This is a genomic window from Nocardia camponoti, from assembly GCF_014646135.1.
Lineage (GTDB): Bacteria > Actinomycetota > Actinomycetes > Mycobacteriales > Mycobacteriaceae > Nocardia > Nocardia camponoti.
Map to the genome: position 1 here is coordinate 1,044,414 of NZ_BMMW01000001.1, position 18,200 is coordinate 1,062,613.

At 65.4% G+C, this 18,200-nt stretch carries 20 protein-coding genes; 2 read left to right on the top strand and 18 right to left on the bottom strand.

Annotated elements, in window-relative coordinates; all coding sequences use genetic code 11:
* Positions 1–8: 8 nt before the first annotated feature.
* Genes IEX78_RS04790 through IEX78_RS04805 form a run of 4 tightly spaced genes read right to left on the bottom strand, consistent with a single transcriptional unit; the run spans position 9 to position 4,259 of the window.
* Positions 9–890, bottom strand: a complete 882-nt coding sequence (locus IEX78_RS04790) for an ABC transporter permease (protein WP_188827567.1) — start codon at positions 888–890, stop codon at positions 9–11.
* Entirely contained in the window at positions 887–1,858 is a 972-nt protein-coding gene (locus IEX78_RS04795) for an ABC transporter substrate-binding protein (protein ID WP_229683708.1), read from the bottom strand. Before IEX78_RS04795 ends, IEX78_RS04790 begins: the two co-directional genes overlap by 4 nt.
* Complete coding sequence (locus IEX78_RS04800) at positions 1,855–3,141, bottom strand: amidase family protein (protein ID WP_229683709.1); 1,287 nt, start codon at positions 3,139–3,141, stop codon at positions 1,855–1,857. The genes IEX78_RS04795 and IEX78_RS04800 overlap by 4 nt, the downstream gene beginning before the upstream one ends.
* Complete coding sequence (locus tag IEX78_RS04805) at positions 3,138–4,259, bottom strand: acetamidase/formamidase family protein (protein ID WP_229683710.1); 1,122 nt, start codon at positions 4,257–4,259, stop codon at positions 3,138–3,140. The genes IEX78_RS04800 and IEX78_RS04805 overlap by 4 nt, the downstream gene beginning before the upstream one ends.
* Positions 4,260–4,434: 175 nt before the next feature.
* On the opposite strand from IEX78_RS04805, the gene IEX78_RS04810 reads away from it, so the two are divergent.
* The gene (locus IEX78_RS04810) at positions 4,435–5,124 is read left to right on the top strand and encodes a FadR/GntR family transcriptional regulator (protein ID WP_229683711.1); all 690 of its coding nucleotides are present in this window, start codon (positions 4,435–4,437) and stop codon (positions 5,122–5,124) included.
* 47 nt (positions 5,125–5,171) lie between these two features.
* On the opposite strand, the gene IEX78_RS04815 is transcribed toward IEX78_RS04810, so the two are convergent.
* The 3 genes from IEX78_RS04815 to IEX78_RS04825 all read right to left on the bottom strand — a co-directional run bounded on the left by IEX78_RS04815 (position 5,172) and on the right by IEX78_RS04825 (position 7,487).
* Positions 5,172–5,927, bottom strand: a complete 756-nt coding sequence (locus tag IEX78_RS04815; RefSeq protein ID WP_188827568.1) for a YebC/PmpR family DNA-binding transcriptional regulator — start codon at positions 5,925–5,927, stop codon at positions 5,172–5,174.
* An 84-nt stretch (positions 5,928–6,011) separates the two neighbouring features.
* Positions 6,012–6,617: a pyridoxal 5'-phosphate synthase glutaminase subunit PdxT gene (gene pdxT / locus IEX78_RS04820; RefSeq protein WP_188827569.1), complete on the bottom strand. Its 606-nt coding sequence runs from the start codon at positions 6,615–6,617 to the stop codon at positions 6,012–6,014.
* Between the two features lie 48 nt (positions 6,618–6,665).
* Positions 6,666–7,487, bottom strand: coding sequence for an acyl-CoA thioesterase (locus IEX78_RS04825; RefSeq protein WP_188827570.1), 822 nt, complete (start codon positions 7,485–7,487; stop codon positions 6,666–6,668).
* Positions 7,488–7,568: 81 nt separating this feature from the next.
* On the opposite strand from IEX78_RS04825, the gene IEX78_RS04830 reads away from it, so the two are divergent.
* Positions 7,569–8,180 (top strand): nucleoside/nucleotide kinase family protein, encoded by a 612-nt coding sequence (locus IEX78_RS04830; RefSeq protein WP_188827571.1) that lies wholly within the window; start codon positions 7,569–7,571, stop codon positions 8,178–8,180.
* Between the two features lie 26 nt (positions 8,181–8,206).
* Here the strand turns inward: IEX78_RS04830 and IEX78_RS04835 are convergent, their stop codons facing one another.
* The 11 genes from IEX78_RS04835 to thrS form a co-directional block, all read right to left on the bottom strand.
* Complete coding sequence (locus tag IEX78_RS04835) at positions 8,207–8,779, bottom strand: Fic/DOC family protein (protein WP_229683712.1); 573 nt, start codon at positions 8,777–8,779, stop codon at positions 8,207–8,209.
* Positions 8,776–9,093 (bottom strand): antitoxin VbhA family protein, encoded by a 318-nt coding sequence (locus tag IEX78_RS04840; RefSeq protein WP_188827572.1) that lies wholly within the window; start codon positions 9,091–9,093, stop codon positions 8,776–8,778. The genes IEX78_RS04835 and IEX78_RS04840 overlap by 4 nt, the downstream gene beginning before the upstream one ends.
* Positions 9,094–9,191: 98 nt before the next feature.
* A complete protein-coding gene (locus IEX78_RS04845; RefSeq protein ID WP_188827573.1) occupies positions 9,192–9,692 on the bottom strand; it encodes a WKL family lipoprotein in 501 nt (166 codons plus the stop codon).
* 182 nt (positions 9,693–9,874) lie between these two features.
* On the bottom strand, positions 9,875–10,609 hold the full coding sequence (locus IEX78_RS04850) for a sulfite exporter TauE/SafE family protein (RefSeq protein WP_188827574.1): 735 nt from the start codon (positions 10,607–10,609) through the stop codon (positions 9,875–9,877).
* A gap of 202 nt (positions 10,610–10,811) precedes the next feature.
* The gene (gene pdxS, locus IEX78_RS04855; protein WP_188827575.1) at positions 10,812–11,720 is read right to left on the bottom strand and encodes a pyridoxal 5'-phosphate synthase lyase subunit PdxS; all 909 of its coding nucleotides are present in this window, start codon (positions 11,718–11,720) and stop codon (positions 10,812–10,814) included.
* A gap of 105 nt (positions 11,721–11,825) precedes the next feature.
* The gene (locus tag IEX78_RS04860) at positions 11,826–12,842 is read right to left on the bottom strand and encodes an NUDIX hydrolase (protein ID WP_188828243.1); all 1,017 of its coding nucleotides are present in this window, start codon (positions 12,840–12,842) and stop codon (positions 11,826–11,828) included.
* A complete protein-coding gene (locus IEX78_RS04865) occupies positions 12,842–13,966 on the bottom strand; it encodes a glycosyltransferase family 4 protein (RefSeq protein ID WP_188827576.1) in 1,125 nt (374 codons plus the stop codon). The genes IEX78_RS04860 and IEX78_RS04865 overlap by 1 nt, the downstream gene beginning before the upstream one ends.
* Complete coding sequence (locus IEX78_RS04870; RefSeq protein ID WP_188827577.1) at positions 13,963–14,886, bottom strand: phosphatidylinositol mannoside acyltransferase; 924 nt, start codon at positions 14,884–14,886, stop codon at positions 13,963–13,965. The genes IEX78_RS04865 and IEX78_RS04870 overlap by 4 nt, the downstream gene beginning before the upstream one ends.
* On the bottom strand, positions 14,883–15,551 hold the full coding sequence (pgsA, locus tag IEX78_RS04875) for a phosphatidylinositol phosphate synthase (RefSeq protein WP_188827578.1): 669 nt from the start codon (positions 15,549–15,551) through the stop codon (positions 14,883–14,885). Before pgsA ends, IEX78_RS04870 begins: the two co-directional genes overlap by 4 nt.
* A gap of 5 nt (positions 15,552–15,556) precedes the next feature.
* Complete coding sequence (locus IEX78_RS04880) at positions 15,557–16,093, bottom strand: ATP adenylyltransferase (protein ID WP_188827579.1); 537 nt, start codon at positions 16,091–16,093, stop codon at positions 15,557–15,559.
* Complete coding sequence (gene thrS / locus IEX78_RS04885) at positions 16,090–18,150, bottom strand: threonine--tRNA ligase (protein WP_188827580.1); 2,061 nt, start codon at positions 18,148–18,150, stop codon at positions 16,090–16,092. The genes IEX78_RS04880 and thrS overlap by 4 nt, the downstream gene beginning before the upstream one ends.
* Between the last annotated feature and the right edge of the window lie 50 nt (positions 18,151–18,200).

Genomic DNA, 18,200 nt, shown 5'->3' on the forward strand with positions numbered 1-18,200 from the left:
GCCGATCCTTAGCGAAGCAGGGGCCTGCGGCCCGCGATGAGCCGGACCGCGAGCATCAGCAGCCGGTCGGCGAGAAATCCAGCGAGCCCGATCACGATCATCACCGCGATGATGAGATCCGTGCGCGACTGTTCGCGCGCTTGAGTGATCAACGCGCCCAACCCAATTCGAATGCCGACGGTCTCGCCGACGACGAGGATCACCCAGGAAAGCCCGAGCGCGATCCGCAATCCCGCGACAATGCTCGGCACCGCTGCCGGCAGCACGACTTTGTAGAGCGTGTGCGCGCGTGGTGTGCCGAGCATCGCGGCCGCTTCGAACAGTCGTTCAGGCACGGCGTGCACGCCCGCGATGGTGTTGAGCAGGATCGAGAACACCGCGGCGAGGAACACGAGGAAGATCGTCGAGCGGTCGCCGAAGCCGATGATGAGCAGCGAGAGCGGTGCCCACGCCGTCACCGGGATCGGGCGGACAAGGTTGATCGTCGGCTCAAGCATGCGGTAGACCAGCCGGGAGCGACCCATGATGATGCCGAGCGGAATCGCGATGACGGCAGCGAGAGCGAAACCCTGCACCACGCGCAGCGTGCTCGCGTAGAGATGCAACCAGAGGGTGCCGCTGTACGTGTCGTTGATGATGCCGCCCGCGGCGAGGTCGGCCAGCCGTCTGCCTACTTCGTAAGGGGTTGGCAGAAACCGCATTTGGATGCCGAAGGGCAGTGTCCACCCGCCAGCGACGCCCCGGTCCCACAGCAGTCCGAGGAGCAGCGGGACCGGAAGCGCCCACAGCACGGCGACGAGTCGACCCGGCAGGCGGATGGCGCGTCGGCTAGCCCGCGCGGCTACCGGCGGCACGATCACGGTGGCATCAACGGGTTTGACGGTGGTCATCGTCCCAGGCTCGCGGGTGCGAGAAACTGCGGATCGACCAGTTTCGCCAGATCCGGCTCCTTCGCCAACTGGTCGAAGGCGCGCATCTGCGTGGCGAGCGCGGTCAACCGACCCCGGTATTCGTCATCGAGTTCCCAACGCAGCCAGACGTTTTGCGATGCCGTCTCGACGATGGTGCGATCGAGCCCGAAGGTGGTGACCAGCCCGTCGACCCACGCTTTGCGGTCACCCTTCATGAATTCGATGGCCTGGACGAAGGTGCGGACGGTCTGTTGCACGCGGTCGCGGTCGGAGTTGACGAGCGTGCCGCGCGTACCGAAGACGATGTTCACGCCGCCAATCGGGGTGTCATAGGGCGACAGAATGTCGTGTGCGCCAAGCTGTTTGACGATCGACGGCGCGGTTTCCGCGCTCAAGAACGCGTCAATCTGCCCGGATTTGTAGGCATTGGCCATGTCCGAGTAGGCCAGGTTGACCAGTTGCACGTCGGTCGCCGGGTCGATGCCGTTCGCACGGAGGGTCAGCTTCAGCACGATTTCTTGCGACGATCCCGGCGGGAAACCAATCTTCTTCCCGCGCAGATCATGTGGCGTCTTGATCTCGGGCTTGCCGACGAAAGCCGACCCGCCGTTGGCTGCCGACGCGACGATGCGCACGTCCTGCCCACCCGCGCTGCCCGCCAACATGGACGGGGCACCGAGGACACCGAAGTCGATGGCTCCCGACGCGATGGCGTTCTTGATGTCGGGTGAGTTTTCGAAGAGGACGATGTCGTAGGTAGTGCCGGGCGGCGCGAATCGCTGCATGAAGTAGGGCGCGTAAAGGTGGGGTTGGCCGCGCAGGGTGCCGATGCGGATGGCGGTTGAGTTGCCGCCGCCGTCGGGGGTGGAAATACAGGCGGTCAGCGCACCGACGAGCAGGAGGGCGGCGATCAGCATCGAAAGCAGGTGGCGCAGTTGGGGTCTCATGATGGGGTTCCTTCGCAAGCAGGTTCGACGAGTGCCGCACCGCAGCGGGCGGCGAGATGGATCAGGTCGCGGTCGGTGTTCGGCGCGCCGATGAGGCACAGGCCGACAGGTGGTCCGTCGCGAAGGGGAAGCGGGACAGTGACGGCGGGCAAACCCGCAATGGAGGCGAGGCAGGTCAGTCGCAGAGTCGCGGTGCGGACCGCTTCGGTTGTCGCGGCGTCGGCATCGCGGTAGGGCGGAGGCCCGGCGGTGGTTGGCAGGAGCAGAACACGGTCGGCGATCACGTCGCGGATGCGGATGGCTGCTTCGCCGACGAGTTCCCTTGCCCGCGTCGCACTTTCGTCGTCCACGGTGGACGCCCATTGGAACCGTTGCGCGACTTCGGGTGCGAGCGCGTCGGGATGCGCGGATATCCAGGCACCATGTCGCCTCCACGCCTCGTTGGCTTGGACGGTGCGGAACGCGATGAACCAGTCATCAAGGGGCGCATCGAGCGAGATCCGCGATGCACCGAGAGACGAAGCGGCACTGAGGCACTCGTTGGCTGTCACCGGCTCGGCTTCGCGATAAAGCGCTTGGTCAATGACAAGGGGCTGAGGGCTGCTGGCCGATTGAGTCGCGGCCGACCGATGGCCGTATGCCCGCGAACCGCTATCAACCGGGTCGCTCGCGTTCCGGCCAAATACCACGTCGGCGACAGCGGCGAGGGTCGCGGAGTCGTGCGTCAACCAGCCGATTGTGTCGAACGACGGTGCGAGAGGAAGCAATCCAGCGGTGTCGATACTGCCGTGCGTAGTCCTGATGCCCCACAGCCCTTGATACGCGCCGGGCACCCGGATCGACCCAGCAGTGTCAGTGCCGAGCCCGATACTCACCTCCCCTCGCGCGACCGCGACGGCGGGCCCACTGGACGATCCGCCCGGAACCCTTCCGGGGACAAGCGGATTCACCGGCATCCCGGACCGCCCGTTACCACCGGTGATGCTGTAGGCGAACTCGTCGGTCGTCGCGATCCCCGCGACGTCAGCCCCGGCCGCAAGCAGCTCCGCGACAACGGCCGCGTGCCCCGTCTCGACCGCCTGTTCGGCGAGAAACGCGGCGACACCACCGCCCACTCGCTGCCCCGCAACGGCGAACAGGTCTTTCACCGCGACACTTTGGCCAGCCAGTGGTCCGCCCGGCGTCCCCGCGACGAGCGGAGCACCCGTCACCCGCCACACCGTCTTATCCGGCGCGGACATCGAGCCCACCGGCTTGCGCTCGCCGCGCCCGACGGTGCTCACCCCGCTCTCCCCAACACATACCGCGCCAACGCGCTCCCCGACGTATGTGCGAAGTCGGATACGCGAATCTTCCCGTGGACTCCGCGCGTCAGGTCAACGGCTTGCGAAATCGTGAAATCCGTTGCGGCACTGAGGTAGAGGTACGCACTGCGCGGGTCGGTTTCAAACAGCGCGCCCAAAAGGTCAACCGCGTTGCCAACACACGTCGACAGCGCCACGTTCAAATCAGGGTCGAGTCCAGTCGGGATGACAAGGCCATGCCCGGCGGCGAACGGCCCGATCCCGACATCAGCAACCTGCTCGGCTGGGATCACATCCAGGTGCAGGGTCGCGCGCAACGGCGCTTCCAACGCGGTCAACGCCACTTCGCCGTCGCCTTGCGCGAAGTGGGGGTCGCCAACGTAGAACAGCGCGTCCGGCACCTGGACCGGCAGGAAGAGCGTCGCACCGGCGGTGAGCAGCTTGACGTCGATGTTGCCGCCATGCCGACCAGGCGGTACCGAATGGACGCGCTCGGCAGTGTCGGTCGCCACGCCCATGATTCCGAGGAACGGCGCGAGCGGAAACCGGGCAAGATGCGGGCTTCCCGGTGCGATCGGCATCGTCCCGAAGCGCCCATCCTCAGTCACCGTGCAGAACTGGCCGTACGACCCGTCATACGGCGTCCCCGCCAGCATCCCCCGACCATGCCGTGTCGAAATCACCCCGTACGGCGCGCGCAGCGCGAGGTTGTCGACCCGAATCGCGAGCAAATCCCCCGGTCGCGCCCCGTCGACCGCGATCGGCCCGGTCACGACGTGCGGACCCGCTCCCGGTTCCCGCGTCCGCCGCGCGACCACCTCGACGGCGTCGGCAAGCACCTGATCCCGCGCGACCCCGTGTCCACCGAAGTAGGCAACCGGATCCGACCCTTGATCATCGAGCAATCCCTCGTGACTGATCGTGTCGACAACGACGGTCGCGCCGGGTTCGACCGTCGCCACCGGGACGTCGCCGCGCCGGGGCAGTCGCCCCCACAGCACTTGGGCGGGGTCCGCGGGGACGTACGTGGCGTCGGCCGGAACACCATCGCCGGATTGCAGGACTGAGAAAAGGGGCGCGCCTTGCACTGCCGTCACCGTGAGTCCTCCGCTTTCGCACTATTGGTCGGACCATTTGCCGTAACCGTAAGCGACGTCGAAAGCTGTTGCGACCGGGCGAAATAGGCGTAACGGAGGTTTTACGCCCCGGCAATACGGGCTATCGCGCACACATCAAATAAGATTGGCCGGACCAATGTGAAGGAGGCTGCTCGTGAGTTCCATTCCCCCACTGCGTCGCCGCACCGGCAGCGTCAGCGCCGAAGTGGCCGCCCACCTGGAACGCCTCATCATCGACGGCACCCTCCGCGCGGGCGACCGCCTCCCACCCGAACGTGAGCTCGCGACCAGCCTGAACGTCTCCCGGTCATCGCTGCGCGAAGCGATGTTCGAACTCGAATCCAAGAAGCTCGTCGACCGCAAACAGGGCAGCGGAAGCACGGTCGCGGCGTTCCCCGTCGGCGCGACCGAGCTGCACGACAACCTCGCCGACCTCGACACCGAACTCGCCTACGCGACCGAACTACGCGATCTCGTCGAGCCCCGCATCGCCCAACTCGCCGCGCAACGTGCGGTTGAGTCGAATCTGCTGTCACTGCACGACGTCATCGAGCGGTCCGACGAGTCGCTGAGTCCCGAGGAGTCGATGGCGCTCGACATCGAATTCCACACGCTCCTCGCACATTCCGCGCAAAACCCGCTGCTTGTCACGCTGTGCGCGATGACAACCGCATGGACGCGCCGCACCCGCGTCCTTTCTCACCGCACCCCACTCGGCCGTCGCGTCTCCCTGCACGGCCACATGGAAATCCTGCGGGCGGTCGACGCCAACGACGGCCCGTCGGCCGCCGCCGCGATGGAACAGCACCTGCGCGAGGTACGCGAAATCAGCTCGCCACATTAAAAAGCACCGCCCCGGATGTCCAGGGCGGTGCTTGTTAAGCGCGAGTTTTACTCGTCGTCCAGTTCCGCGGCGACCTCGTCGGAGATGTCGACGTTGGTGTACACGTTCTGCACATCGTCGGAATCTTCAAGGGCGTCAACGAGTTTGAACACCTTGCGCGCGGTGTCGGCGTCGACGGCAACCGAAACCGAAGGCTGGAAGCCCGATTCGGCCGAGTCGTAGTCGATGCCAGCGCCCTGCAACGCGGTGCGGACGGCGATCAAATCGCCTGGCTCGCTGATGATTTCGAACGCGTCGCCAAGATCGTTGACTTCCTCAGCGCCCGCGTCGAGCACGGTCTCAAGGATGTCGTCTTCGGCGAGGCCGTTCTTCTCCAGCGTGACCACACCCTTGCGGCCGAATAGGTACGACACCGAGCCCGGGTCGGCCATGTTGCCGCCGTTGCGGGTCATCGCGACACGCACCTCGCCAGCGGCGCGGTTGCGGTTGTCGGTGAGGCACTCGATCAGCACGGCGACACCGTTGGGGCCGTAACCCTCGTACATGATTGTCTGCCAGTCGGCGCCGCCAGCTTCTTCGCCGCCGCCACGCTTGCGGGCCCGCTCGATGTTGTCGTTGGGCACCGACGACTTCTTCGCCTTCTGAATGGCGTCGTACAACGTCGGGTTGCCGCCCGGGTCACTACCACCGGTGCGGGCCGCCACCTCGATGTTCTTGATCAGCTTGGCGAAAAGTTTGCCACGCTTGGCATCGATTCCCGCCTTCTTGTGCTTGGTGGTGGCCCATTTGGAGTGGCCGCTCATGCCCTACTTCCTTCAAGGTCGGTTGCGCGTATGCCCGGGCGGACAAGCTTGATCAAGCCTACTCGGCCGCTTAGCGGCGGTGAGTCAGACCCGGTTACGAACAGCGTTGACGAACAAATCGTGCACGCGAAGGTCGCCGGTGACCTCGGGGTGGAACGACGTGGCGATCACGTCGCCTTGCCGCGCCGCGACGATGCGTCCTTCGGCTGGTCCGGTCGGCACGGTTGCCAGCACCTCGACACCGTCGCCGACCCGCTCGACCCACGGCGCGCGAATGAACACCGCGCGCACGGGCGAGTCGAGCCCGGTGAAGTCGACGTCGGTTTCGAACGAATCCACTTGCCGCCCAAAGGCATTGCGCCGCACCGTCATGTCGATACCCGACAGGTGCTGGGCGTCAGCGCGGGTGTCGAGGACCTCGCTGGCGAGCAGGATCATGCCCGCGCAGGAGCCGAACGCGGGCAGCCCGTCGCGCAACCGGGCGCGCAGGGGCTCAAGCAGTTCGAAGGCTTGCAGCAGTTTGGAAATGGCGGTCGATTCGCCGCCGGGCAGCACGAGTCCGTCGATCTTGTCCAGCTCGGACTCGCGTCGCACCAGCACCGCTTCGGCACCGCAGTGGGCGAGCGCGTTGACGTGCTCGCGGACGTCACCTTGCAGGGCGAGGACACCGATGGTGGGGCGTGTAGTCACAGCCGATGAGCTTACGAGTTCAGCGGCTGTGCGCCCGCTCACGCCCGGTCAGTTGTGGCGCAGGTGGCGGATCAGACCTTCCTGGACCACCGACGCGACCAGGTCGCCTTGCTGATTCCAGATCTTTCCGCTGGTCAGGGCGCGACCATACCCGGCGGACGCCGATGTCTGGTCATACAGCAACCACTCGTCGGCGCGGAACGGGCGGAGGAACCACATCGCGTGGTCAAGGGAGGCGTTCTGGGTCGGCTCATCGGGATGGATGACCTTCGACGAACCGAGCAGCGTCATGTCGCTCATGTACGCCAGGGTGCTCACGTGGAAAAGGGCGTCGTCGGGCAGCGGGTGCCGGTAGCGGAACCACACCTGCTGCTGCGAAACCTCGCCAGCGCGACGGAAAATCACGTCTTGGGGAACGGTACGGATGTCCCAGTGTTCCCATTCGCGCATGGCCCAGAGCCGCTCGGGAGTGAGGGTCACGCTGGCGTCGGGGAGGTCGTCCGGCGGCGGGACAACCGGCATTTCGTCCTGATGTTCGGGGCCTTCGTCGCCGTGGTGGAACGACGCCGACATCATGAAAATCGCTTGCCCGTCTTGCACGCCCGTCACGCGACGGGTGCAGAACGAGCGACCATCGCGGATGCGTTCGACCAGGTAGACCGTCGGTTCTTCGGGGTTGCCCGAGCGGATGAAGTACCCGTGCAGCGAGTGGACGGCGAAGCCGGGGTCGACGGTGCGCACGGCCGAAATCAACGCCTGGCCAGCAACTTGCCCGCCGAACGTGCGGGGCAGCTGCGACTCGGTTGACGCACCACGGAAGATGTCGCGTTCGAGCCGCTCGATCGCGAGGGCCTCTTCGATTGTCGCCATGAGCTACAGAGATTATCGCCTTTGGCGAAGATCGGTTTGTCCGGCTCGACGCGGCGTCGCGAGATTTGCTGTGATATTCCGATGCCGACTTTTACGCCCATCACGCCGTCCGCGTTGGCTGGGCTGGTCGCTGAGCGGCTGACCGAGCTCCCGGGCCGTCGCGTTGTCGCCGTCGATGGGGCGGATGCGGCGCGGCCGACCGAGTTTGCCGAGCTGGTTGTCGCGGCCGTCCGCGCGACGGGCCGATCGGCGGCAGCGGTTTCCTTGCACGATTACGTGCGCCCGGCATCGTTGCGGATGGAGTACGGCCGCACCGACGAATTGTCTTACCGCACAGCATGGTTCGACTATGCGGCCATCGACCGCGAGGTGCTCACGTCCCTACGTGAGTCGGCGCGCTGGTTGCCAGCATTGTGGGACGAGGCGACCGACCGCTCAGCGCGCGCCCGCGTTGTGCAAGCCCCTGAGGACCAGGTGTTACTGGTGGCGGGCCCGATGCTGCTAGGTCGCGCACTCCCTTTCGACCTGTCGGTGCGTTTAGAACTGAGCGAGCCAGCCCTGCGCCGCACGACCCCGCCCGACGAGCACTGGACCCTGCCAGCGTTAGCGACCCACACTCGCCTTTCCCGCGAAGAGGCGACATGGACGGCCCGCTGGGACCACCCGGCCCGCCCAGCACTGCGTTCCAGATAGCGCTGTCGTCGAGCGGTTACCTAGGCTCAGTTCGCGCACAGTTTCTCGAACAGCGAATGCAGGGCCGTGTTGTCCCCCCGCAACGAACTCATCGATGCGAATGTGTTCTCGGTCGCGTCGAGACGCGGCCAGTCGATCGGCCACCCGGCTTCCCGCGCCAGCTGTCCGAAGAACGCCCGTTGTGTTCGTCCGTTCCCCTCGCGGAAAGGGTGGAGCGCGTTGACTTCCGCGAAGAAATGCGTCAGCCCGACGATGAAGTCCGCGCGCGTTCGCCCTCGCAAGTAACGCTGCTTAGCGAGACCGTCGAATACTTCGGTCGCGTAGTCATCGATGTGCTGCGGCAGGCAAAACGGCTCAGTTTTCGCGATCACGACCGTGCGAATTTGTCCCGCCCATGGGTAGATGTCGCCAAAAATTTCGCGGTGGAAAGCGCAGAGATGCGCGAGGTCGTATCGCCCCCGCAACGGCAGTACGCCCAGTTCGGCCAAAGCCGCTCTGCTGAGGTCGGCTTCGACTTGCCGCAGTGCCTCCGCATCGGTAATGCCGAGAAGGTTACGAAGGATACGGGATTCGGGATCAAGATACGGGTCGGTGATCACGCGACGTTGTGAAGCGCGCGAATCTGATCACGCATTTGCGCGGTGCTGAGTTCCCCGCGCGACCAACTCTGCATGATCGCGTCTGCGGGAGCGCTCCCCGTCTGGCCTTCGGCCCGCAAGGAGGCGTCCGCATCAGCTAGCGAACGCGCGCGCTCGGCCGTGAGTTCTTCAAACACACCGATCGGGACGAGGACAGCCTCGGTTTTGCGATGTGAGCCGACGCGTACGGGGCGGCGGTCGCCGCGTCGAAAGCGCGCTAAGGCTTCAGACAGTTGCGCGCGCGCTTCACGCACCGAGAGCGTCTCGATCAGCATTCCTAAAGTGTACCCGAATGTGTACACGTTTCCCCTTGACTGCCCTAACCAGGTGGCCCGCACCGACTCGATCGATGAGGGCCACGCTCGCTACTACATCAGGCGCAAGCCGGGGAGGTCTGGCCGAAGTTGGTCAGCATCGTGCATGCCCACGCCTTCTGGATCTTCCACTTGCCGTCTTCAGCGACGAACGGGACGTCGACCACGTTGGTCTGGCCGTTCACGGTGAAGTTGGCCTTCGCGTTCACCGCGTCGCCGAAGGAGGTGACCTCGGTGACCTCAACCAGCACGTTCGCGTCCTTGGCGGCCTGCGCGAGACGGTTCGGCAGGCCAGCATCGGCCTGGCCGCCCTGCACGAAGTCGAGCTTCTCCTCGTTCGGCACCGACGGGTCGAGCGCGGTGGTGAGCTGGGCGCTGAGGTCGGCGACCGTGGGCACCGGAGGCAGGTTCGTCGCCGCTGACGTGGTCGTCTTGATGCTGGTGGTGGCCTTGGCGGCCGGCTTGGTTGTGCCCTTGTCGTCGCTGCACGCACTCATGCCAAGCGCGGCAACAACCACGAGTCCAGCGATCGCGACACGTCCGGTCTTACGAAACTTCATCCACTCGTCCTTATTTGTTCGGTCAGCAGCGCGAGTCGCGCTGTCGTGCGCGCCGACGCTACCGAGTCAGATTGTGGAAACCCTGAGATCCACGCCTTGACCGCCGTCGACGTGCAGCACAGTACCGGCCGCGTCGCCGTTACGCGCAACGGCGAGAACAACTTCGAACGCTCGCGACGGCGTTAAGGCAGCAGATACAGCGCGAGGCCGAGTCCGCCTATGCCAACCCCAACGCGCAGCGCGTTTGGCGGGATCACCTTTACCGTCGGCGGCCCACACCAGCCGCCGACGAACGCGCCGAGTCCCAGCGCGACAGCCGCCGCCCAATGCACCGGTCCGAAGATCGCGAAGCCAACGGCGGCAACGAGATTCGCGATGCCGAGCAGGAAACTCTTCAAAACTGAAGCGCTCCACACCGTTTCGGAACTGACGAGCATCATCATCGACAGGTAGATCACGCCAGCGCCCGCGCCGAAGTACCCGCCATAAATCGCGATCAGGAACACCCCAAGCGGCACCACCCACGGCGCGTTCAGCTCACCGATGTGCCGCCGCACCACCGGTTGCACAAGCAACGCGAGCGACGCGAGCGCGACAAGGAACGGCACGATCACCTCGAATGCCCCCGCAGGAGCGACAAGCAGCGCGACCGCGCCAATCACCCCGCCGATCGCCGACAGCACCGACCAGACAACAAGCGTCTTGCCGCGCCCAACGAGCTCGCGCCCCGAATTGGCGGTCGCCCCGACCCCAACGGCCACCATCGCGACGGTGTTCGTCACGTTCGCGGTCACCGGCGGCAGCCCGGCAGCAAGCAACGCTGGGTAGGAAACAATCGAGGCCATCCCAGTGACAAAACCGATCAAGCCGGTAAAGAATCCCGCGACGACCAGCAAGAACAAGTCGAGCGCAGTCACAAGCCGACTGTACGGTATGCACCGCGCCTCACCCCGCCCGGGCCGTTAGCCCCCGAAACCACTTCGCGCGGCACCGTTACTCGCCTCGGTTCTACAGCGCGTCCCGCAAAGGCCCCGATCGGGGTCACGCGGAACACCTGCGCAAAGAAAACGGGCGGGTGCCGCTAAGCACCCGCCCGGAAACTCGCTCAGTGAGCGAAGATCACCAACCGCGCTCGGCCAGGCGGTGCGGCTGCGGGATCTCTTCCACGTTGATGCCAACCATCGCCTCACCAAGGCCGCGCGACACCTTCGCCAGCACGTCCGGGCCGTCGTAGAACGTGGTGGCCTTGACGATCGCGGCCGCGCGCTGTTCGGGGTTGCCGGACTTGAAGATGCCCGAGCCGACGAACACGCCTTCGGCGCCGAGCTGCATCATCATCGCCGCGTCGGCCGGGGTCGCGATGCCACCGGCGGTAAACATGACGACGGGCAGCTTGCCGGTCTGGGCGACCTCGCGCACCAGCTCGTACGGCGCCTGCAGTTCCTTCGCGGCGACGAACAGTTCGTCTTCCGACAGCGACGTCAGGCGACGGATCTCCGCGCGAATCGTGCGCATGTGCGTGGTCGCGTTGGAAACGTCGCCGGTGCCCGCCTCACCCTTCGAGCGGATCATCGCCGCGCCCTCGGTGATGCGACGCAGCGCCTCGCCCAGGTTCGTCGCCCCACAGACGAAGGGAACGGTGAAGTTCCACTTGTCGATGTGGTTGGCGTAGTCGGCGGGGGTGAGCACTTCGGACTCGTCGATGTAGTCGACGCCGAGGCTCTGCAGGATCTGCGCCTCAACGAAGTGACCGATGCGCGCCTTGGCCATGACCGGGATCGACACCGCTTCGATGATGCCGTCGATCATGTCGGGGTCGCTCATGCGCGACACGCCACCCTGGGCGCGAATGTCGGCGGGCACACGCTCAAGCGCCATCACGGCGACGGCACCCGCGTCTTCAGCGATCTTGGCCTGATCGGGGGTGACCACGTCCATGATCACGCCACCCTTGAGCATTTCGGCCATGCCGCGCTTCACGCGCGCGGTGCCGACGGTGTTAGTGGTTTCAGGCGTCGTCGATGTCATGGCGCCCATTCTAGAGCCGCCCGAAAGCGGCCTTCATAGCCAGTTGCAGTGCACTGGCCTTGCTACAACCTGCGGATTTGCCGACGACACGCCCGACTGGACCGCTCAGCGAATTGACCGAACAACCGGTTCCGTGTCGGCGGCGGCCGCCAACGCGGCCTCGGCGACCAACTCGTCCAAGTGGTACGGATATACCGATTCTCCGCGCGCGTCGAGCGCCTTGATATCGGCGGGCGCGCACCAGCGGTGGCCCGTAATCGTGTCTCGCTCAAGCTGACTCAGCCCCACCGGGCGCGGTTCGAAACGCGACACCCGCAGCGTGAAGAACAGTTCTTCCGACCGCGTGAGCTCCCCATCGAAGGGAAAAACCGCGACGCGTCGCCAAATCGGGCCCCGTAACGCCGATGGGTCAGCGCGATGCCCGGTCTCCTCATGCAGCTCGCGCACCGCCGCTTCGCGCAGGTTCTCCCCCGGCTCAACTCCACCGCCGACGGTGAACCAAAATGACACATCCGGCGCCTGCGGATCGTGCCCGCGCAGCAACAGCACACGGTCGCGCTCATCGAGCAGCACAACGCGCGCCGACGTGCGGGTGGTGTGCACCTCAAGCCCGGTCGACGCGGCGGGCGTTGCCCGTTCGGTGATTTCGAAATAGTGCGGCAGCGGCGCGGTGCCGCCGAGGTGCAGCAACCGAACCGGTCGACGCGTTCGCAAAGCCAGGGTGTCGCGAACGGCGTCGTTGTGGAAGCGACGGGCGATGAGCACCCGCGCTTCGGCATCAGCCAACTCCGCGACCAACTGCGGTCGCAGATCGCCAATATCCACCGTCGACAGTGCCGCTGACAATTGGTTTTCCACCGTTTCGCGTTCCCCGCGATCGGCCCGCTCGGCACGATCAGCGAGCGAAGCGAGCGCGGTGGTGTCGGCAGCGACCGACATCGCGATCGCGCGCGCGACCACCGCCCGCCGCGCCAACGCGGCGTCGAGGGCCTGCCATGACTGGTCCGAACGCACGTGCAGCCGGTCGAGCCGGTTGGCCGTCGACGCGGCCCAAATACCCAACGCGAGCACGAGCAGTGCGACGATCCCCAGAATCAGGATCGTTGTTGCGGAGAAGGTGATCATCCGGCGGCCCGCACACGGTAATCGCCAACGGTGACGGTCTCGTACACCCGCAGGATCTGTTCGGCAACGACAGGCCAGTCGTATTCAGCGACGACCTGAGTTGCGGTGCGCACCAAGCGATCTCGCGTTTCCGAGTCGGTGAGCACGGTGTCGATCGCGCGGGCGAGCGCGGCCGAGTCGCCGATCGGGGTGAGCATCCCGGCGGCACCGTCACGCAGCACGCGCCGGAACGCGTCGAGTTCGCTCGCGACAACGGGCGTGCCCGCGGCCATCGCCTCGATCAGAATGATGCCGAAGCTTTCGCCGCCGAGGTTAGGCGCGATGTAGACGTCGGCGCTGCGCATCGCGGCAGCCTTCTCCTCGTCGGAAACCTGCCCAAGGAACCGCAGATGCGACGCGAGATCGCCTGCCTCCCTACGCAATCGGTCTTCGTCACCGCGCCCGACAATCAACAACTCAACGTCGGGGTACCGCTCAACCACCTCGGGCAACGCGCCGAGTAACACGTCCATCCCCTTGCGCGGCTCGTCGTATCGACCGAGAAACAGCACGGTTTTGCCCGCGCGCGGGTACCCGTCAAGGGGCTCGCCGCGCGTAAACGCCGACACGTCGACACCATTGGGGATTTCCACCGCGTCCGACCCGAGCGCTTCAACCTGCCAGCGGCGCGCGAGTTCGGACACGGCGATCCGCCCAGCGATCTTCTCGTGATACGGGCGCAGCACACCTTGAAAAGTGCTGAGCACCAACGACTTTGTCGTCGACGTGTGGAACGTCGCGACGATCGGCCCCTCGGCGATCTTGAGCGCGAGCATCGACAAACTGGGCGCGTTCGGCTCGTGAATGTGGAGCACGTCGAAGTCGTTCGACTCGATCCACCGCCGAATGCGGGTGTAAGCCATCGGCCCGAACGACAGTCGCGCGACCGACCCGTTGTACGGGATCGCGACAGCGCGACCCGCCGAAACGACGAAGTCGGGCAGCGGCGTGTCGTCGGAGGCGGGCGCGAGCACGCTCACCTGATGACCACGCTCGATGAACACGCGCGCGAGCTCGACGACGTGCGCCTGCACCCCGCCCGGCACATCAAACGAATACGGGCAGACCATGCCGATTTTCACCGGCTGCCCCCGGCCTGTTGCTGAGCGATGCGCGCGAGCCGCTCGGGCGACAGATCCGCTTCCCACAGCGGCTGCAGCATGTGCCAGTCGGCGGGGTGTTCGGCGATATTCGCGGCGAAACAGTCGGCGAGCTGTTGGGTCGCGTCGGCAACACCACGCGAAACGTCAAGCGGCGCACCGGTTTTCAAGCCCCAGTTTTCGCTGCCGTCGGGGTTGGTGGTGAACCACGCGTGCACCGGCATCAACGCCGCGCCAGTTTCGATCGCCAATTTGGCCGCCCCGGCGGGCATCCAGGTTCGTTCGCCGAAAAAGTCGACGGGGACACCTTTGCCGGTGAGGTCACGTTCGCCCATGAGACACACGATGCGATTGTGCCGCAAGCGGTCGGCTAATTGCGTGAACGGCGGGGCTTCGCCGCCGGTCAGCGGGAACACTTCGAACCCGAGGCTCTCGCGATAGGCGACGAACCGCTCGAAAAGCGACTCCGGCTTGAGCCGTTCGGCGACGGTGGTGAGGTTGCCGTAATGCTGAATCAGCCAGACGCCAGCCATGTCCCAGTTACCCGAATGCGGGAGGACGAAGACAATGCCGTTGCCGCGTTCGAGGGCGGCGTCGACGTGTTCGAGGCCGTCGACGTAGTAGTCGATCTTGGTGTGGTCCATGCTCGGCAGCCGAAACGCCTCACGCCAGTACCGCGCGTACGAGCGCATGCTCGCGCTCATCAGCTCGGCAGGCACCTCAGCGGGCGCGACGCCAAGCACGCGCGCGAGGTTGCGCCGCAACTGTTCGGGGCCACCCTTGCGCACCGCGCGGTTCGCGCCAGCATCAAATACTTTGCGCACCAACGATTCTGGCGCGCTACGCACCAGTCGCCAGCCCGCGGCATAGCCGAGGTCACTCAGCCGCTCGGCAACTGTCACGAACCCGACCCTTCCGTTGACTCCTGAGGTGCGATCACCGTGCGCGCACCGGGCGAATTCCGCACGGCGAGCACCCGCTGAAACACCGTGATCACGCTCAACACGGCAAGCACCCACATCGCGACATACACCGACCAGGTGAGCCAGCCGATACCGAAATACCCACCGATGCCGGTGAACCCGGCGCCAACAAGCCCGATGACAAGGCGGTCGGGACGCTCGATGAGCCCGCCGTCGGCCGAAAGCCCGCTCGCTTCGGCACGCGCCTTCGCATAGGAGATGACCTGCGAGGTGACGAGCACGATCAACGTGGCGACGAGCAATGACTTGCTGTGCTCGTGATAGATCGCCCACCACGCGAGACCGGCGAAGATCGCACCGTCAGCGACCCGATCGCAGGTGGCGTCGAGCACCGCGCCGTACTTCGTTCCGCCGCCACGCGCGCGGGCCATCGCCCCGTCGAGCATGTCGAACATGACAAAAAGCCAGATGACCATCGCACCCCAAAACAGGTGCCCGGTCGGGAACAGCGTGACCGCCGCGACAATCGACGCGACGGTCCCGATGAGCGTCATCGTGTCCGGTGTTAATCCGGTACGCACGAGCGCTTTGCCCAGCGGCGCAGTCGCTTTCGCAAACGTCTGGCGGCCGAAGATGCTGAGCACTTGAGTTATTCCTCCCACGCCTCCGCCAGTAACTGTCGCGTTTCACGCAACAGTTGCGGCATGACTTTCACCCCGCCGACCACGGTGATGAAGTTCGCGTCCCCACTCCAGCGCGGAACAATGTGCTGGTGCAGGTGGTCGGCAAGCGAACCACCGGCCACGCCGCCAAGGTTGAGACCAACGTTGAATCCGGCAGGTCGCGAGACCCGCTTCATCACGCGAATGGCCTGCTGGGTGAACGACATCAGCTCCGCGCTTTCGGCGGCGGTGAGGTCTTCCAAATCAGCTACTCGGCGGTAAGGCACCACCATCATGTGCCCTGGGTTGTACGGGTACAAGTTGAGGACGGCGTAAACGTGCTCACCTCGGGCGATGACGAGCCCGTCTTCGTCCGACATCTTGGGAATGTCGGTAAACGGATGCCCAGTCGCATCTTTGGGTTTCACCTCACCGGTGATGTAGGACATCCGGTACGGCGTCCATAGCCGTTGCAGGCGGTCGGGTGCGCCCGCGCCCGCGTCGGTGACGGCGTCCTCGCTCATGCGGGGGTGCCTGAGACGATTTCGAAGCCCTCAGCGGTCGGCGACGCGTTTTCGCGGTTGCCCACCCATGCGGTGATGGTCGCGATCGCGTCGGCGACCGGCACCGAGTTCACCTGGGTGCCGTCGCGGAAACGGAAGCTGACCGCGTTGGCTTCCACATCGCGCGCGCCGGCGAGCAGCATGAACGGCACCTTTTGCGCGGTCTGGTTGAAGATTTTCTTCTGCATGCGGTCGTCGCTGCGGTCGACCTGGGCGCGCACGCCCGCCTTGCGCAGTGCGGCGATGACGCCGTCGAGGTGCTCGGCGAAGTCGGCGGCAACCGGAATGCCAACCACCTGCACCGGCGCGAGCCAGGCCGGGAACGCGCCAGCGTAATGCTCGGTGAGCACGCCGAAGAACCGTTCGATCGAGCCGAAAAGCGCACGGTGAATCATCACCGGACGGTGCTTGGCACCATCGGCACCGGTGTATTCGAGTTCGAAACGCTCGGGCAGGTTGAAGTCGAGCTGAATGGTCGACATCTGCCAGGTGCGCCCCAGCGCGTCCTTGGCCTGAACCGAGATCTTCGGGCCGTAGAACGCGGCGCCGCCCGGGTCGGGAACGAGGTCGAGCCCGGATGCCTCAGCCACCGACGCGAGCGTGGCGGTTGCCTCTTCCCACAGCTCATCGGACCCGACGAACTTCTTCGGATCCTTGGTCGACAGTTCAAGGTAGAAGTCGTCGAGGCCGTAGTCCTTGAGCAGCGACAACACGAAGTTGAGCGTGGTGGTGAGCTCCTCGTGCATCTGCTCTTTGGTGCAGTAGATGTGCGCGTCGTCCTGGGTCATGCCACGCACGCGGGTGAGGCCGTGAATCACGCCGGACTTCTCGTAGCGATACACCGAACCGAATTCGAAAAGCCGCAGCGGCAGCTCACGATACGAGCGACCGCGCGCCCGGAAAATGAGGTTGTGCATCGGGCAGTTCATCGGCTTGACGTAGTAGTCCTGGCCGGGCTTGCGCACGGTGCCGTCTTCGTTGAGTTCGGCGTCGAGGTGCATGGCCGGGAACATGCCGTCGCGGTACCAGTCGAGGTGGCCGGAGGTTTCGAACAGCGTGCCCTTGGTGATGTGCGGGGTGTTGACGAACTCATAGCCAGCGTCGATATGGCGCTGACGCGAGTACTCCTCCATCTCCTTGCGGATGATGCCGCCCTTGGGGTGGAACACCGGCAGGCCCGAGCCAAGCTCGTCGGGGAAGGAGAACAGGTCGAGCTCAAGACCCAGCTTGCGGTGATCGCGACGCTCCGCTTCGGCGAGCAGGTGCAGGTACTCGTCCATCGCCTCGGTCGACTCCCACGCGGTGCCGTAAATGCGCTGGAGATCTTCGCGGTCCTGGTCGCCACGCCAGTACGCGGCCGAGCTGCGGGTGAGCTTGAACGCCGGGATGAACTTGGTGGTTGGGATGTGCGGGCCGCGACACAGGTCGCCCCACAGCTTCTCGCCGGTGCGCGGGTCGAGGTTGTCGTAAATGGTCAGCTCGTTGCCGCCGACCTCCATGATTTCGGGATCATCAATGCCCGACTTGTCGCTGATCAGTTCGAGTTTGAACGGCTCATTCGCCAATTCGACTCGCGCATCATCGATTTCGACGACGCGACGCGAAAAGCGTTGCGCGCCTTTGATGATCTTCTTCATCCGCGACTCAAGCTTGGTCAAGTCTTCGGGTGTGAACGGCCGGTCGACGCGGAAGTCGTAGTAAAAGCCATCCTTGATCGGCGGGCCGATGCCCAGCTTGGCATCGGGGAATTCCTGCTGAACGGCCTGCGCGAGCACGTGCGCTGCCGAGTGCCGGATGACGCTGCGGCCATCTTCGGTGTCGGCGGCGACGGCTTCGACCTCGACGTCTTCTTCCGGGCTCCACGACAGGTCGCGCAGGTTGCCCTCGGCGTCGCGAACAACGACGATCGTGTCGGGGCCCTTCGTCGGCAACCCGGCCTCTCGCACCGCCGCTCCCGCGGTAGTCCCGGCCTGCACCCGGACGAGGGCGGCTGGGCTCAAGGGTGCAGAGATGGTCACGGGAACGACTCCTCGACGTCTCGTCCGGACGAGACGATCCCGCCCGGTGC

Excerpts from the sequence above, each read along its gene's own strand:
- IEX78_RS04790 (WP_188827567.1), bottom strand. The coding sequence starts at position 890 with ATGACCACCGTCAAACCCGTTGATGCCACCGTGATCGTGCCGCCGGTA.
- IEX78_RS04795 (WP_229683708.1), bottom strand. The coding sequence starts at position 1,858 with ATGAGACCCCAACTGCGCCACCTGCTTTCGATGCTGATCGCCGCCCTC.
- IEX78_RS04815 (WP_188827568.1), bottom strand. The coding sequence starts at position 5,927 with ATGAGCGGCCACTCCAAATGGGCCACCACCAAGCACAAGAAGGCGGGA.
- IEX78_RS04825 (WP_188827570.1), bottom strand. The coding sequence starts at position 7,487 with ATGGCGACAATCGAAGAGGCCCTCGCGATCGAGCGGCTCGAACGCGAC.
- IEX78_RS04830 (WP_188827571.1), top strand. The coding sequence starts at position 7,569 with ATGCCGACTTTTACGCCCATCACGCCGTCCGCGTTGGCTGGGCTGGTC.
- IEX78_RS04840 (WP_188827572.1), bottom strand. The coding sequence starts at position 9,093 with ATGCTGATCGAGACGCTCTCGGTGCGTGAAGCGCGCGCGCAACTGTCT.
- IEX78_RS04845 (WP_188827573.1), bottom strand. The coding sequence starts at position 9,692 with ATGAAGTTTCGTAAGACCGGACGTGTCGCGATCGCTGGACTCGTGGTT.
- pdxS (WP_188827575.1), bottom strand. The coding sequence starts at position 11,720 with ATGACATCGACGACGCCTGAAACCACTAACACCGTCGGCACCGCGCGC.
- IEX78_RS04880 (WP_188827579.1), bottom strand. The coding sequence starts at position 16,093 with ATGAGCGAGGACGCCGTCACCGACGCGGGCGCGGGCGCACCCGACCGC.